The organism is Nocardiopsis sp. Huas11 (assembly GCF_003634495.1).
Taxonomy (GTDB): domain Bacteria; phylum Actinomycetota; class Actinomycetes; order Streptosporangiales; family Streptosporangiaceae; genus Nocardiopsis.
Map to the genome: position 1 here is coordinate 304,441 of NZ_RBKY01000001.1, position 15,057 is coordinate 319,497.

Here is a 15,057-nt window from a genome sequence, read left to right on the forward strand (position 1 = left end):
CCGAGTGCCAGGCCGGATAGCATGCGGGAATGAAAACCATTACCACTCCTGTCACGTCAGGCACTGCCCTGCCCGTCACCGTGCTCTCCGGCTTCCTCGGAGCGGGCAAGACCACCCTGCTCAACCACGTCCTGGGCAACCGGGACGGGCTGCGGGTGGCGGTGATCGTCAACGACATGAGCGAGGTCAACGTCGACGCCGGGCTCGTCCGCGACGGCGGCGCGCTCTCACGGACCGACGAGCGCCTGGTCGAGATGACCAACGGCTGCATCTGCTGCACCCTGCGCGACGACCTGCTGGAGGAGGTCGGTCGGCTCGCCGACGAGGGGCGGTTCGACTACCTGCTCATCGAGTCCAGCGGCATCTCCGAGCCCATGCCTGTGGCGGCCACCTTCACCTTCCCCGGCCTGGACGGCACGCGCCTGATGGACCGGGCCCGCCTGGACACCATGGTGTCGGTGGTCGACGCCGCCGGCTTCCTGCGCGAACTGCGCCAGGGCGACGACCTGCTCTCGCGCGGGCTCGACGCCTACGAGGACGACGAGCGCACCGTCAGCGACCTGCTCATCGACCAGGTGGAGTTCGCCGACGTCCTGCTGCTCAACAAGACCGACCTGGTCACCCCGCGGGAGGCCGACGAGGTCGAGGCGGCCCTGCGCCGGCTCAACCCCCTGGCCCGCGTGCTGCGCTCCGAACACGGCCGTGTGGCCGTCGGCGAGATCGTGGGGACGGGACTGTTCGACCTGGAACGCGCCTCGCGCGCGCCCGGCTGGGCGGCCGAGCTCAACGGCGACCACGTGCCCGAGACCGAGGAGTACGGCATCTCCAGCACGGTCTTCCGTGCCGACCGGCCCTTCCACCCCGCACGCCTGTGGTCCCTGCTCTCCGAGCGCCTGGACTCCGGCGAGTTCGGCGTCCTGCTGCGCTCGAAGGGCTTCTTCTGGCTGGCCACGCGCCACCACGTCACCGGGATGTGGTCACAGGCCGGGCCCGTGGCGCGGTTCGAGCCCTCCGGCGTGTGGGACCCGGCGGACGCGCCCCTCCTGTGCCTGCCCGACGACGAGGAGTCCGAGGCCCTGGAGCCGCGCCAGGAGCTGGTGTTCATCGGCACGGGGCTGCGCGGCGACGCCCTGACCGGGGCCCTGCGCGCCTGCCTGCTCACCGACCAGGAGATGGCGGGCGCCTGGACGGACCTGGCCGACCCCTTCCCCGACTGGGACGTGGCCGGAGTCCACGCGCACGACCACGGGGTCGCGACCGCGCCGCACGGCTGAGGGAGGACCGGGCGAACCCGGGGAGGGGGTCGGACGTCCCACGTCCCATGACCTCCACCCGAACCTCCCCCTGGCCGCTCGCGCGCCACGGCGCCGGCCGGCTCCTCCGGTTCGGCTGGGCGCAGGCACGCGCCTGCGCCTTCGCCGTCGGTATCTTCGCCGGACTCGCGCTGAGCGCCGCCGTCCCCCTGCCGATCCCCCGCTACGACGCCCTGCTGCTCTACGGCGTCGCCCTGACCGCGGCGTTCTGGGCGCTGCGGCTGGAGACGGGGCGCGAGGTGCTGGCCATCCTCGGCTTCCACGTCGTGGGCCTGGCGCTCGAGCTGTTCAAGGTGCACGTGGGCTCGTGGTCCTATCCCGGCGACGCGTGGACCAAGATCGGCGGGGTGCCGCTCTACAGCGGGTTCATGTACGCCGCCGTCGGCTCCTACGTCGTGCGCGCCTGGCGGCTGCTCGACCTCGGGCTGACCGACTACCGGCCCGCGGCCACGACCGCGGTGGCGGCCCTGGTCTACGCCAACTTCTTCACGCACCACTGGCTGCCGGACGTGCGGGTGTGGCTGGCGATCGCGCTGATCGCGGTCACCTGGGGCACCCGGGTCCACTACACGGTCGGCGAGGCGCGGTACCGGATGCCGCTGTCGCTGTCCTTCCTGCTCATCGGCTTGTTCCTGTGGATCGCGGAGAACGTGTCCACGCTGCTCGGCGCCTGGAGCTACCCCCATCAGGAACAGGCCTGGGAGATGGTGCACGTGTCCAAGCTCGGGGCCTGGTCGCTCCTGGTCGTGGTCTCGTTCGTGCTCGTGGCCACCTGGCGGACCGGATTCGGTCGCGGCGACGCCGCCGAGGGCCGCTAGCGGGGCAGCCGCGCGGCGATGTGGGCGGGTACCCCGTCCCCCTCGGCCAGGGCGGGGTCGGGCTCGGGTTCGCCGAACACCTGGCGGACGGGGAGCACGCCCGCCCAGACCGGCAGGGCGTAGTCCTCTTCGTCGTCGGCGGGCGGACCCGTGCGGACCTTGACCGAGGCCTCCTCCAACGAGAGCGCGAGGACGCGCGTGGCGGCGAGCTCCTTGGCGGTGGGCCCGCGGACCGCGTCCCACTGGCCGGGCGCGAGCTGCTCGGTCACGGCCCGCAGCGCCGTCAGCCGCTCGTCCTCGTCGGTGACCTCGCGCGGCGTCCCGAAGATCATCGCCGACCGGTGGTTGACGGAGTGGTGGAACGCGGAGCGGGCCAGGACGATGCCGTCCAGGTGGGTCACCGTGACGCACACCTCCCCCGGGGCGCTCAGGGACCGCGCCCCGGTGGAGCCGTGCACGTAGAGGGTGTCGCCGACGCGGCCGTAGCAGGTGGGGACCACCATGGGGGCGCCGCGGGCGATGACCCCGAGATGGCAGACCATCCCGGAGTCGAGGAGGTCGTAGAGCTCCTGGCGGTCGGTCCGGGCCTTGTGCTTGGCGCGCCCGAGCCGGGTGCGTTCTGTCGTCGAGAGCATGTGTGTCAGCCTAGGGAGAAGTGGCTATCGCGCCCATGGCCACTTCTCGATGAAAACGGAAGACCACTTTGACTCGCCGCCACACGACCGAGCCGCCCGTGCGCCTGGACCGCGAGGCAGGGACCCCGCTCGCCGTCCAGCTCTCCGACCAGCTGCGCGGGGCCATGTCCGCGGGCGTCCTGACCCCCGGGTCCCGGCTGCCCTCCTCACGCGCCCTGGCGACGGAGCTGGGCGTGAGCCGGACCGTGGTCACCGAGGCCTACCAGCAGCTGTACGCGGAGGGCTGGCTCGACGGCCGCCACGGTTCGGGCACGTTCGTCGCGGACCACTCCGAGGGCCGCTCCGCGGAGTCCACCCGACCACCACCCTCGGCCGACGACCTCCGGCGGCGGCACTCACCGGGCGGGGCGTCCGGGCGCGTCCGGTGGTCCCGGCACGAGGCGCGCCGGCGCGGCCTGGTCGACCTGCGCCCCGGCGCGCCCTGGGTCCGCGACCACGACCTCGCCGCCTGGCGCAGGGCCTGGCGGCACGCGGCGGAACAGCCGCTGGACGACGACCCCGACCCCCACGGGCTGCCCCGGCTGCGCGCGCTGCTGGCCGAGCACCTGCGCCGTGCCCGCGGCATCCGCGTGGGCCCGGAGAACGTCCTGGTCACGCGGAGCACCGGCAACGGGCTGGACCTGGTCGGCGCCGCCCTGCTCGGGCCGGGCACGTCCGCGGGTGTGGAGGACCCCGGGTATCCGCGGGCCGCGACCGTGCTCGGCGCGCGCGGGGCGCGGATCGTCCCCTGCCCGGTCGACCACAACGGCCTCGTGGTCGACGACCTGCCGCGCGATGTGTCGGTCGTCTACACCACGCCCGCCCACCAGTACCCGCTCGGCGGGCGACTGCCCATCCCCCGCCGTGAACGCCTGCTGGCCTGGGCCCGGGAGACGGGCGCCGTGGTGATCGAGGACGACTACGACTCCGAGTTCCGCTACGACGTCGCGCCGCTGCCCGCCCTGTACGGGCTCGATCCCGGTCGCGTGGTGCTCCTCGGCACCCTGTCCAAGACCCTGTCCCCGGACCTGGGCGTGGGCTGGCTGGTGGCCGAGCCCGACCTGCTGCGGCGGGTGGCGGAGATGCGGCGGAGCCTGTCGGACCGCACCAGCGGTCCGGCTCAAGCGGCCACCGCCCTGCTGTTGGAGCGCGGGGACCTGGACCGGCACCTGCGCCGGATGCGGCGGGAGTACGCCCGCCGCCGCGGCGTCGTCAAGGAGTTCCTGGGGCCCTACCTGACCGGCGACACCGCGGGCCTGCACGTGGCCCTGCCGCTGCCGGAGCGGGCCGTGGCGCCCGTGGTGGCCGAGGCGGCCGAGCACGGCCTCCTCGTCGACGACCTGACCCGGACCGGGCGGGGAGCCTGGTCCGTGCACGGTCTGGTCCTCGGCTACGGGACGACCCATCCCTCCGACCTGCGCCGGGGCTGCCGGGCCCTGGCCGGGATCCTCGCCCGGCACGTGGGGGGCGGCGAGCGGACCTGAACCCGGCGCCGCCCCCGGGGGCCGTCCTACTCGACGGCGGCGCCCGCCAGCGGCGCCTCCGTGCCGCCGGATCCGGCGGAGGGGCGGTCCAGCAGGGCCGCCGTGACGGCGATGCCCAGACCGGCCACGGCCAGGACCGCGCCGATCAGCGCGGGCGAGGTCAGTCCCAGGCCCATGCTGATGCCGACACCGCCCAGCCACGCTCCCCCCGCGTTGGCGAGGTTGAAGGCGGAGTGGTTGGAGGCCGAGGCCATCGTCGGCGCCCGCTCGGCCTTGTTCATCACCAGGACCTGCAAGGGGGTGGCCACGCCGAACCCGACCGCTCCGAGCACCACGACGGTGACCGCGGCGGTCCAGGGGTTGTGCACGGTGAAGGAGAACACCACCAGCACCACGGCCAGGGAGGCCAGCGCACCGAAGATGGTGGGCCGCAGCGCCCGGTCGGCCAGCGGCCCCACCACGAGCGAGCCCAGGGTCATCCCGGTCCCGAAGAGCGCCAGGACCAGCGGGATCCCCGCCGCGGACATCCCGGCCAGCTCGGTGAGCATCGGCGAGATGTAGCTGTAGACGGCGAACACCCCGGCGAACCCGAACACCGCGGTCAGCAGCCCGAGCAGGACCTGGCGGTCGCCGAGGGCGGCCATCTCGCGCCGGAGCCCGCCACCGGGGGGCGCGGGCAGCCTGGGTACGAACACCGCGATCGCGACGATGGCCAGCGCGCTGATGACCACCACGGCCAGGAAGGCCGCGCGCCAGCCCATGAACTGGCCGAGGAAGGTCCCGGTGGGCACGCCGACGATGTTGGCGATGGTCAGTCCCAGGAACATCCGGGCGACGGCGGTGGCTTTGCGGTCCGGCCCCGCCATGTAGGCGGCCACGAGCGCGCCCACGCCGAAGAAGGCGCCGTGCGGGAGTCCGGCCAGCACCCGGGCCGCGAACACGGCGCCGTAGGAGTCGGCGACGACGGTGGCGAGGTTGCCGACCAGGAAGACGCCCATGAACACCAGCAGGACCGTCTTGCGCGGCAGCCGCGTGCTCAGCGCGGTGAGCAGGGGCGCGCCGACCACCACGCCCCCGGCATAGGCGGAGATGAGGTAGCCGGCCGTCGAGATGGGGACGTTCAGGTCACGGGCCACCTCGGGCAGCAGGCCCATGATCACGAACTCGGTGGTACCGATGGCGAACGCCCCGAGAGCCAGGGCGAACAGGGCCAGAGGCATGACGGTGCCTTTCTCGCGCGGAGCGCGAAGACGAAGAGGAGGCGGGGAGGGCGGGAACGGGATCGCGGTGAGCGCGGGGCATGGCGCGGATCGGGTACCCGGGTCGGGCACGGAGGTTGTTGGCACGTGCTAACTCCAGGGTGGCATCCGACCCCCGTCGAGCCCAAGTCCTGGGGCTGTGATCTCCCTCGCGGCCGCCTCCGCCAGGCCTCGCGCAGGTCAGCCGAGGCCGGGACGCGGCGGCGCCGTGCTGCTCCGGACGGCGAGTTCGGGCTCCAGCACCAGGTGCGCGCTGCGCCTGCGCCCGTCGTCAAGCCGTTCGGCCGCCGCGCCCACCGCCAGCCGGGCCATGAGGGCCGCGTCCTGGCGCACGGACGTCAGGTCCAGGAAGGACAGCCGGGCGGTGCGGCTGTCGTCGTAGCCGACCACCGACACGTCCTGCGGCACCCGCACGTTCGCACGCACGAACGTCTCCACCAGGCCGAGGGCGGCCAGGTCGTTGCCAGTGATCACCGCGGAGGGCAGGGCGTCGCGCGCCAGCAGGGCCCGGGCGGCGCGCGCCCCGGACTCCTCGGAGTAGTCGCCCGGGAGCACGTCGGTGAGCGCCGCCAGCCCGTGCGCGCGCATCCCTTCGAGGTAGCCGGCCACGCGTTCGGGGGCGCCCGGCAGGATCCCGCCGTCCACGTGCGCGATCCTGCGGTGCCCCAGGGCGGCCAGGTGGTCGACCGCCTTGCGCACGCCGTCGGCGTCCGCGGTGCGGACGCTGTCGGTGCCCTCGGCCCCGGTGCGCTGGCCGATCTCCACGACGGGGACCCGCTCGGCGACCGTGGCCAGGTCCGAGGGGGCGGCGGCGGACAGGCCGATGAGGATCAGGGCCTCGCAGCGCAGGCCCAGGAGGTCGTCGATCGCCTCGCGCTCCCCGCGGGTGGCGAGCAGCGCGCTCAGGACGACGCCGTAGTCCAGGGCGGCCGCCGCCGGGTAGACCGCCTCGACCAGGTGGACGTCGAGCGGGTGCTCCATGGTGAACAGCACGCCCACCTGGCGGCTGCGCGCCCGGCGCAGCATGCGGGCGGCCTTGTCGGCCCGGTAGCCGAGTTCCTCCGCCGCTTGCAGGATGCGCTGGCGGGTCGCCGCGCTCGGGCCGGGGCTGTCGTTCATCACCAGGGACACCAGCTGGCGGGAGACTCCGACGCGTGCGGCGACGTCGGCCATCGTGGGCCGCCGTCCGGTCGGCGCCGTGCCGCCGCCGGTGTCCTGGCCGTCGGTGCCGCTGCCGGTCTCGCCCATACCGTCCCCCCGGTGGCCGGCCCGGTCCGGGCCGGATCGAGCCGATGCTACTTCCCGCTTGACCTGGAGTGCGCTCCAGGTCCTACCGTGACACGCATGACGACACCACAGAAGCCGATCGGTTCCGGGTTCGGCGCGCGCAGCACCGCCCGCGACGTCCTGGAGGGCATCGACCTGACCGGGCGGCTCGCGGTCGTGACCGGCGGGTACTCCGGTCTCGGCCTGGAGACCACCCGGGCCCTGGCCGGGGCGGGCGCCCGCGTCGTCGTGCCGGCCCGGCGACCGGAGAGCGCGCGCGAGGCCCTGGACGGCCTCCCGGGTGCGGAGGTCGAGACCCTGGACCTGGCGGACCTGGAGAGCGTGGCCGCCTTCGCCGACCGCTTTCTGGCGAGCGGGCGGTCCATCGACGTCCTCATCGACAACGCCGGCGTGATGGCCTGCCCCCACCAGGTGGTGGGGCCGGGGTGGGAGTACCAGTTCGCCACCAACCACCTGGGCCACTTCGCCCTGGTCAACCGCCTGTGGCCCGCACTCAGCAGTGGCACGGGCGCCCGTGTGGTGTCCGTGTCCTCGAGCGGCCACCACGGGTCGGCGATCCGTTGGGACGACCCCTGGTTCGCGCAGGGGTACGACCGGTGGGCGGCCTACAGCCAGTCCAAGACGGCCAACGTCCTGTTCGCCGTCGAGGCCGACCGGCGCGGTGCCGACGCCGGCGTGCGGGTGTTCTCCCTGCACCCCGGTGCGATCATCACCCCGCTCCAGCGCCACATGGCCAAGGAAGAGATGGTCGCCAACGGCTGGATCGACGCGGAGGGCAATGTGGCCGACCCGAAGTTCAAGACGCCGGAGCAGGGCGCGGCCACCCAGGTGTGGGCCGCGACGTCGCCGCGGCTGGACGGGATGGGCGGGGTGTACTGCGAGGACGTGGACGTGGCGGTCCCGGCCGGCACCGACCCGGACCGCCCCGGGGTGAGCGACCACGCCGTGGACCCCGAGCAGGCCGCCCGCCTGTGGCGGTTCTCCGCGGAACTGACGGGCGTGGACGCGTTCGCCTGACCGGCCCCCGCCGGGCCGGACCGTCCAGGGTGTCCGGCCCGGCGGAGGGCCGGCGTCCGGGCTCGGCGGGGCCCGGTAGCCGACCCGCCGCGGCCCCGGCCCGCCCGGCCGAAGCCGGGCTCAGACCAGGACGACGACCAGGACCGCGACCGCCACGGCCGCGAACGGCAGTGTCCCCAGGGCCGAGACCCGGCGCGTGGCCGCCTTCTCGTCCTCGGCCCGCCAGGCCAGCTCCGGCCAGCGCAGGACCGTCCCGGCGGCCGCGGCGGCGAGCAGGACCACCAGCAGATACCACAGCCCCTGCGGGAACATCGTCCAGGAGACCGACAGCAGGGCGACCACGGTCATGAACAGGGCGTTCACGAACCGGTGGAGCGCGTCCCAGCGGTCCTGGAGCCGCCCGGCGCCCCGCGGGCGCCAGGCTCCCAGCAGGAGGCCCCCGGACATGACCGCCGCGACGAGGACCAGCAGGCCGCCCACGGCGTAGATCACGACCTCGCTCATCACGCCTCCCCCAGCAGCAGGTCCCGCGCCTGGGACTCGACACCGGTGGCGGTGTCGGCCAGGACGACCACGGCGCGCCCGCCCTCGCGGTCCAGTGCGAGCATGGTCGCGAACCCTCCCGTACCGCCGTTGTGCCAGGTGACGTCGGTGCCGCCGTGGTCGTCGACGAACCAGCCCAACCCCACCCCGCCGTCCTCGCCGTCGTCCCAGCGCGGTTCCATCGCCCGGGCCCCCGGCGGGTCGTCGAACAGCAGGGCACGGGCCAGCGCCGCCATGTCCGCGGGAGTGGAGCGCACCCCGCCGGCGGGGGCATAGGCGCCGGCGAGCCAGGGGTCGGCCGAGCGGCCCTTCTCGTTGGTGCCCTCGATCGCACCGGCGGGCAGGTCGGCCGCGGTGGCCGGCAGCACGGTGGCGTCCAGGTCCAGCGGGTCGAGGACCCGTGCGCGCAGCAGGTCGGCGTAGTCGGTTCCGGCGCGGGCCGCCAGGGCCTGGCCGAGGACGGCGGCCCCCAGGTTGGAGTAGGTGAACTCGCCGCGGCCGGAGGTCTCGGCCGCGGCGACCTGTTCCACCAGGGTGTCCACGTCGAACCGGTAGGGGTCCCGGGCCGTGACCGTGGCGACCCAGGCCCCGATCGCGTCGCGCGGGCGCGGGGAGAGCCGGGGCAGGCCGGAGCGGTGGGCGGACAGTTCGGCGAGCGTGACCGAGGCCGCCGGGGCGCCGTCCAGCTCCAGGAGTTCGCCGAGCTCGGTGTCCTCGTCGACCTCGCCGCGCTCGACCATCTCGGCGAGCAGGAGCCCGGTCAGGGCCTTGGAGAACGAGCCGACCTCGTAGGAGGTGGCGTCGTCGGCGCCGAAGTGGGCGACGCGGGTGCTCGATCCGTCGATCTCGACCACGCTGACGCGGTGGTGGACGCCTTCGGCGAACAGTGGTCGGGCACGGTCGAGCAGTCCGGGATCACCGGACTCCTCGGAGGACAGCGCGGGTGTGTGGGGCCGCACGAGCAGCCCGAGCACCACCATCAGGGCCGCGGCCGCGCAGGCGGCCGCGACGGTCAGGGGCCGGGATCGCACCGGGGTTCCTCCTCAGGAAACGGGCCGGTTCACGGCACCCGCGGCCACCAGGACGGTGAGCAGCGGGACGACGCGTTCGGGCGGGATGGCGTAGTGGCCGCGTTTGAGGGTGGTGAGCCAGCCCGCGGCGCTGAGCTGGTGCACGTGGTGGTAGATCTGGCCGGTCGTGCCGAAGCCGGACAGCTCGGCCAGCCCGGCCACCGTGCGGGTCCCCGACCAGACGGCGTGCAGCAGGGAGAGCCGGACGGGGTTGCCCAGCGCGTCCAGGGCCGCGGCGCACTGGGACCAGTCGAGTTCGGCGAGCCGCTCCACCGGCAGCCCCTGCTGCCACTCCAGTGCGGGCTCCTCGCCCTCCTCGCCCCGGACCACGCCGGCGAAGACCACGCCGCCGCGGCCGGGGGCGCGCTCCCGCAGGGCGTCGAGCGCGAAGAAGGCGTCACCGGTCGCCGCCGCGGCTTCGGTCCGCGGGGGCCGCTGCGCCGCGCGGCGTTCGAGTTCGGCGACCCGCGCCTCCAGGTCGGCCAGCCGGGTCTCGTGTTCGTTGTTCACCCCACCACCGTATCCGAGATTACGTAATTCTGTAAATCCGTAATCCCGAACGGCGCGGGGGCGGGCTGGGCGGGCTCGCGGGCATCCTTGACCGGATCCGGAGCAACCGCTGGAGCCCTGTTGGGGTCGGCCGTTCGATGATGTGGTGGAGAGCGCACGACCGCGCTCAAGGAGCATCCGACAGGACGTTCCCACCGCTCACGAGAGCCGCCGGAACACCTGGTGAGGAGCACGCAATGCGCACCGGATCACCCAACGGCTGGCAGTTCTTCGCCGCGACGCTGATGATGATGATCGGCGCCGTGAACATCATCCAGGGGCTCGTCGCCCTCTTGACTCCCACCTTCTACGCCGTGGCCGGCGGGGAACTGCTCCTCCTCGAGTACGGGGCCTGGGGCCTCCTCCTCGGCGGATGGGGCCTGGTCCTGGTGGTCGCCGGCGCCGCGGTCCTGTCCGGCAGCACGTGGGCACGGGTCTTCGGCATCGTGCTGGCCGCGGTGAACGCCCTCGCCCAACTGGCCTTCCTGGTGGCCCTGCCCCTGTGGTCGCTCGTCGCGATCGCCATCGACCTCCTGGTGATCTACGCCCTGACCGCCGGCTGGCCGGACCGCGAGATCGCGAGGGACCGGGACGAGACGGTCACCGACCGCATGGCCGACGACCAGCACGCCGCCTACCGCAGCGGACGCCGCGCCGCCCACGCCAAGCCCGAGTCCCAGCGGACGGCGCCCGCCGAGGACGCGGCCCAGGCGCCGCGGACGGGCGACCGCAGGCACCCCGTCTGATCCGGCCCTTCCACCGGCCCCCGCCTCCGACCCCGGAGGCGGGGGCCGCTTCGTGCGCGCACCGCCGTCAGGGCGCGTAGAGGGCGGCCAGCTCCTCGCGGTACAGGTCTTGGACCACGCGCCGGCGGAGCTTGAGCGAGGGGGTCAGCTCGCCCGTGGCGGGCCCCCATTCCCGGTCCAGCAGACGGTGGCGTTTGACCTGTTCGGGGCGGCTGAGCCGCGCGTTGGCCGCCCCGACGGCACGGTCGACCTCCGCGAGGACGGCGGGGTGCTCGGCCAGGGACCGCCCGTCGCCGCCGGTGTCGGCACCGTGCGCGGCGGCCCAGACCGGCGCGGTCTCGGGGTCCAGGACGAGCAGGGCCACCAGGTGGGGGCGCCCGTCGCCGTGCACGTAGGCCTGGCCGATGAGCGGGTGCTCCTTGAGCGCGTTCTCGACCGGCGAGGGGGCCACGTTCTTGCCGTGGGAGGTGACGATGAGCTCCTTCTTGCGGTCGGTGATCCACACGAACCCGTCCTCGTCGCGACGGCCGACGTCGCCCGTGGCGAACCAGCCCTCGGCGTCCGCGGCGGGCTCGACCGTCCCGTCCGGTCGCAGGTAGCCCTCGAACACCGTCGCCCCGCGCAGCAGGACCTCGCCGTCGTCGGCCACCCGCAGCTCCACCCCGTCGAGCGGTCGGCCGACCGATCCCAGGCGGAATCCGCTGACGGGGCTGTTGACGGTGGCCACGCCGGTGGACTCGGTCAGCCCCCAGGCGTCCATGACCGCGACGCCCAGGCCCGCCCAGAACCGGACGACCTCCAGGGGCATGGGCGCGGACGCGCTGGCCGCCCAGACGACCCGGTCCAGGCCCGCCGCGGCCAGGAGCGGCCGCAGGACCTGGTCCCGCGCCTGGTGGAAGCTTTCGTCCAGCTCGTCGGGGACCGGCTCCCCCCGCTCGCGGCGGGCGAGGTGCTCGGCGGCCAGGGCGCGGGCCCGGTCGACGGCGGCGCGCTGCTCCTCGGGGAGGCGGTCCAGGCCCGCGCGCAGGGCGGAGGCGAGCTTCTCCCACACGCGCGGCACCCCGAAGAACTGGGGCGGCCGCACGTGCCGCAGGACCTCGGGCAGGTCCTGCGGGTCGGCGCACAGCCACACGTGCGAGGCGCGATACAGCGGCAGGTACAGGCCCAGCATGCGCTCGGCGATGTGCGCCAGGGGCAGGTAGCAGATGTGGGCGGCGTGGTCGGGCAGCTCGACCACCCGGTCCAGCGCCGTCGCGTTGTCGAACACGTGCCGGTGGGTCAGGACCACGCCCTTGGGCTCGCCGGTGGTGCCGGAGGTGTACACGACGGTGAGCCGGTCTCCGGGGTCGGGGACGTGCCCGGACTCCGGGTCGACCGGCCCGGTCGCGGACCCCGCGGCCAGGTCCGCGAACGGCACGTGCCCGCATTCGGGGTCGGCCCCGTCCACGACGACCACTCGTTCCAGGGGCGTGTCGGGGTCGGCCGCCGGCCGCTCCCAGACCCGGGCGGTGGCGGCGTCGCCGACGACCGCGAGCCGGGCGCGGCTGTGCCGGGCGATGTAGTGGACCTGGTCGGGCGCGGAGGTGGAGTAGACGGTGGTGGTGACCGCTCCGGCCCGGACCAGGGCGAGGTCGCTGAGCCAGTGCTCGGGCCGGTTGCCCATCATGAGCAGGACGTGGTCCCCGGGGGCCACGCCCAGGGCCGTGTACCCCTCGGCGAGCCCGGCGACGCGGTCGCGCACCCGCGACCAGGTGAGCGTGGTCCAGTCGGCGGAGCCGGGTTCACGCCAGGAGAGTGCGGGCCGGTCGGGCCAGGCCTCGGCGTTGCGCTGGAGGAGGTGGGTGACGGTGGGTGTGGTCGGACTCATCCGCACTCCTGGGGGCGACCTCGCGAGTGTGACCTGGAACACGGTCGACGCTAGCAGTCGGCCCCCCGCGCGTACGGGGCTTTCGCGGGGTTCCCCGGGGTCGCGCGGACGCGGCGGGGCGCGCGCCGGGCTCCGGCGCACGCCCCGTGGAGCTCAGCGCCGGCGCGGGTGCAGGTGCGAGGCGACCGCGAGCCGGTTGTACAGGTTGATCATCGCGATCGCGGCGAGCAGCGCGGCGAGCTTCTCCTCGTCGAAGTGCTCGGCGACCGCACCGTAGACCTCGTCGGAGACCCCGTGCTCCCCCATCCGGGTCATCTCGTCGGTGAGCGCGAGGACCGCGCGTTCGGCGTCGGTGAAGATCTCCCCCGCCTCGATCCACGTCGGGACCAGGAAGAGGCGCTGCTGGGTCTCGCCCTCCTGCAGCGCCCGACGCGTGTGCAGGTCCACGCAGAACGCGCATCCGTTGAGGACGGAGGCGCGCAGCTTGACCAGTTCGAGCAGGATCGGATCCAGGTGGCCGGCGATGACCTTGTCGATCTCGTCGAGCTTGCCGTAGACCTCCGGAACCTTCTTGGACCAGACCACCCGTGCGTCAGCCATGGACGGCGCCTCCTCCAGCCTCGTCGACCCGGCCGCGCGCGTGCGCGCGGCCCTGTGGCGCCGACGCTACCAACCGCCCCCTCCGCATGGCCGCGCAGCGGTGCGTCGACATGCCCGGCGGAGTCGCCCCGCGCACCCGACGACGGCACCTGACTCGCTCCCCTGAGGGGCGTGGCCGGCGGTGCGTTCGTCGCCGCGCCCCGCCGTGGGCAGAGCCTCTGGGCATGGCCGGGTCCCGCGCGCTCCGACCGCTCAGGTCCGGGCGCCGACGGGTCCGGCCCACTGCGCCAGCGCCCCGCGCACCCGCTCACCGAGGTCGTCCTGGCCGGGCCGGGCGTCCCAGGCGGTGTAGGCGTCGGGCCGCACCAGCAGCGCGGTCGCGCCGCCGGGCAGGTCGCCCCGGGCGCGCACGACGCGGATCCGGTCGGCCCAGGGTGCGGCGGCATCGGCCGCTGCGCCCTCCGGTGAGGTGTCCACCAGCAGGAAGCGGACCCCGTCCATCAGTTCGTACAGGCGCGTGTCGGTGCCGTCGACGGTGAGGGCGACGTCGCCCACGCGCTCGCCCGTGGCCTCGGACGGCGTGACGGCTGCGGGCGGAGTGTAGGAGTACCCGAGCCCCGACATCAGCAGGCGGACCCGGCGGGCGACGCGTTCGACGCCCATGAGGGCGGGCGCCACGTAGGGGCGGATCGCGCGGACGGCGGCCGGGGCCACGGCCATGCGCAGGATGACGTCGCTCAGGCGCAGGGTGGCCCGGCCCACGGGGTGGCGCTCGGACTCGTAGGAGTCCAGGAGCCACTCCGGCGCCCGGCCCCGCACGGCGGCGGCGAGCTTCCAGGACAGGTTGGCCGCGTCCTGGATCCCGGTGCTCATCCCCATGGCGCCCATGGGCGAGTGGACGTGGGCGGCGTCCCCGGCCAGGAACACCCGTCCCACGCGGTAGTGCCGGGCCTGGCGGCGCTCGCTGAGGAAGCGGGTGGACCAGCGTGTCTCGGCGAGGCGGAGCCGCCCGCCGGAGAGGCGCTGGAGGGACTCGGCGAGCTCGTCGAAGGTGACGGGCTCCGTGAGCGGGGTGTCCTGGCGGGCACGGTCCCAGACGGTGGCGCGGAACCAGCCGTCGCCGTAGGGCGGCAGGAGCGCGATCCCGTCGTCGCCGATGAAGGGGTTGACCCTGGGCGGCAGCTCGTCCTCGAGCCGGACGTCGGCGAGGATGATGTGGGTGTTGTAGCTGTGGCCGCTGAACCGCACGCCCAACAGCTCGCGGACGGTGCTGTGCGCGCCGTCGGTGCCGACCGCGTACGTGGCGCGCTCGGTGTGCTCCCCCTCGGCGGTACGGACGGTCAGGGTCACGCCGTCCGCGTCCTGGGCGAGTCCGGTCACCTCGGCTCCCCTGACGACGGGCACGCCCAGGCGCTCGACCCGGCTCTGCAGGAGCGCCTCGGTCCGGGCCTGCTGGACCATCAGGACGTAGGGGAAGCGGCTCTCGGGGTGTTCCATGCTCAGGTGGATCCCGCGTTCACCGAAGGTGACGTCCACTCCCTTGACGGGGAAGCCCTGCTCCACGAGCTCGTCGGCCAGGCCGCGGGCGTCGAGCTGTTCCAGGGTGCGGGCGTGGACGGCGAAGGCACGGGTGAGGTTGGACTCCTCGGCGCGCTTCTCCAGGATCCGTACCTCGATCCCGGCTTCGGCGAGGTCTCCGGCGAGCATGAGGCCGGTGGGCCCGGCTCCGACGACGATGACGGTCATGACGTCTCCTGGGGTGGGTGTGTCCCGTGTCCGGTTCAGGTACTATGAGTTCCGGAACCTTCAGTACCGATACTACGAGTGCCA

General features: G+C 74.2%; 14 protein-coding genes. 5 read left to right on the top strand and 9 right to left on the bottom strand.

Going from position 1 to position 15,057, the window contains the following annotated elements:
• Window positions 1-29 precede the first annotated feature (29 nt).
• The gene (locus DFP74_RS01340; RefSeq protein ID WP_121180029.1) at window positions 30-1,274 is read left to right on the top strand and encodes a GTP-binding protein; all 1,245 of its coding nucleotides are present in this window, start codon (window positions 30-32) and stop codon (window positions 1,272-1,274) included.
• A 47-nt stretch (window positions 1,275-1,321) separates the two neighbouring features.
• Window positions 1,322-2,131 carry a DUF817 domain-containing protein gene (locus tag DFP74_RS01345; RefSeq protein ID WP_121180030.1) on the top strand — a complete coding sequence of 270 codons (810 nt, stop codon included), beginning with the start codon at window positions 1,322-1,324 and terminating at the stop codon, window positions 2,129-2,131.
• Here the strand turns inward: DFP74_RS01345 and DFP74_RS01350 are convergent.
• Window positions 2,128-2,766 carry a pyridoxamine 5'-phosphate oxidase family protein gene (locus DFP74_RS01350; RefSeq protein ID WP_121180031.1) on the bottom strand — a complete coding sequence of 213 codons (639 nt, stop codon included), beginning with the start codon at window positions 2,764-2,766 and terminating at the stop codon, window positions 2,128-2,130. The two genes, DFP74_RS01345 and DFP74_RS01350, sit on opposite strands and share 4 nt — an antisense overlap.
• 68 nt (window positions 2,767-2,834) lie before the next feature.
• Between DFP74_RS01350 and DFP74_RS01355 the strand changes: the two genes are divergently transcribed.
• A complete protein-coding gene (locus DFP74_RS01355) occupies window positions 2,835-4,289 on the top strand; it encodes a PLP-dependent aminotransferase family protein (RefSeq protein WP_233570754.1) in 1,455 nt (484 codons plus the stop codon).
• 26 nt (window positions 4,290-4,315) lie between these two features.
• Here DFP74_RS01355 and DFP74_RS01360 read toward each other — a convergent pair whose 3' ends face one another.
• Both DFP74_RS01360 and DFP74_RS01365 read right to left on the bottom strand, forming a co-directional pair.
• Window positions 4,316-5,509 (bottom strand): MFS transporter, encoded by a 1,194-nt coding sequence (locus DFP74_RS01360; RefSeq protein ID WP_121180032.1) that lies wholly within the window; start codon window positions 5,507-5,509, stop codon window positions 4,316-4,318.
• 219 nt (window positions 5,510-5,728) lie between these two features.
• Entirely contained in the window at window positions 5,729-6,721 is a 993-nt protein-coding gene (locus DFP74_RS01365) for a LacI family DNA-binding transcriptional regulator (RefSeq protein ID WP_121187954.1), read from the bottom strand.
• Window positions 6,722-6,892: 171 nt separating this feature from the next.
• Between DFP74_RS01365 and DFP74_RS01370 the strand changes: the two genes are divergently transcribed.
• Window positions 6,893-7,852 (top strand): SDR family NAD(P)-dependent oxidoreductase, encoded by a 960-nt coding sequence (locus DFP74_RS01370; RefSeq protein WP_121180033.1) that lies wholly within the window; start codon window positions 6,893-6,895, stop codon window positions 7,850-7,852.
• Between the two features lie 120 nt (window positions 7,853-7,972).
• Here DFP74_RS01370 and DFP74_RS01375 read toward each other — a convergent pair whose 3' ends face one another.
• Genes DFP74_RS01375 through DFP74_RS01385 form a run of 3 tightly spaced genes read right to left on the bottom strand, consistent with a single transcriptional unit; the run spans window position 7,973 to window position 9,975 of the window.
• Window positions 7,973-8,356 (bottom strand): hypothetical protein, encoded by a 384-nt coding sequence (locus tag DFP74_RS01375; protein WP_121180034.1) that lies wholly within the window; start codon window positions 8,354-8,356, stop codon window positions 7,973-7,975.
• Window positions 8,356-9,426, bottom strand: a complete 1,071-nt coding sequence (locus DFP74_RS01380) for a serine hydrolase (protein ID WP_121180035.1) — start codon at window positions 9,424-9,426, stop codon at window positions 8,356-8,358. The genes DFP74_RS01375 and DFP74_RS01380 overlap by 1 nt, the downstream gene beginning before the upstream one ends.
• Before the next feature lie 12 nt (window positions 9,427-9,438).
• Window positions 9,439-9,975 (bottom strand): helix-turn-helix transcriptional regulator, encoded by a 537-nt coding sequence (locus DFP74_RS01385; RefSeq protein WP_121180036.1) that lies wholly within the window; start codon window positions 9,973-9,975, stop codon window positions 9,439-9,441.
• 236 nt (window positions 9,976-10,211) lie between these two features.
• Between DFP74_RS01385 and DFP74_RS01390 the strand changes: the two genes are divergently transcribed.
• Window positions 10,212-10,760, top strand: coding sequence for a hypothetical protein (locus DFP74_RS01390; RefSeq protein ID WP_233570755.1), 549 nt, complete (start codon window positions 10,212-10,214; stop codon window positions 10,758-10,760).
• A 67-nt stretch (window positions 10,761-10,827) separates the two neighbouring features.
• Here DFP74_RS01390 and DFP74_RS01395 read toward each other — a convergent pair whose 3' ends face one another.
• The 3 genes from DFP74_RS01395 to DFP74_RS01405 form a co-directional block, all read right to left on the bottom strand.
• Window positions 10,828-12,627, bottom strand: coding sequence for a long-chain fatty acid--CoA ligase (locus tag DFP74_RS01395; protein ID WP_121180037.1), 1,800 nt, complete (start codon window positions 12,625-12,627; stop codon window positions 10,828-10,830).
• Between the two features lie 153 nt (window positions 12,628-12,780).
• On the bottom strand, window positions 12,781-13,227 hold the full coding sequence (locus DFP74_RS01400) for a carboxymuconolactone decarboxylase family protein (RefSeq protein WP_121180038.1): 447 nt from the start codon (window positions 13,225-13,227) through the stop codon (window positions 12,781-12,783).
• A gap of 252 nt (window positions 13,228-13,479) precedes the next feature.
• Window positions 13,480-14,973 carry an FAD-dependent monooxygenase gene (locus DFP74_RS01405; protein WP_121180039.1) on the bottom strand — a complete coding sequence of 498 codons (1,494 nt, stop codon included), beginning with the start codon at window positions 14,971-14,973 and terminating at the stop codon, window positions 13,480-13,482.
• Between the last annotated feature and the right edge of the window lie 84 nt (window positions 14,974-15,057).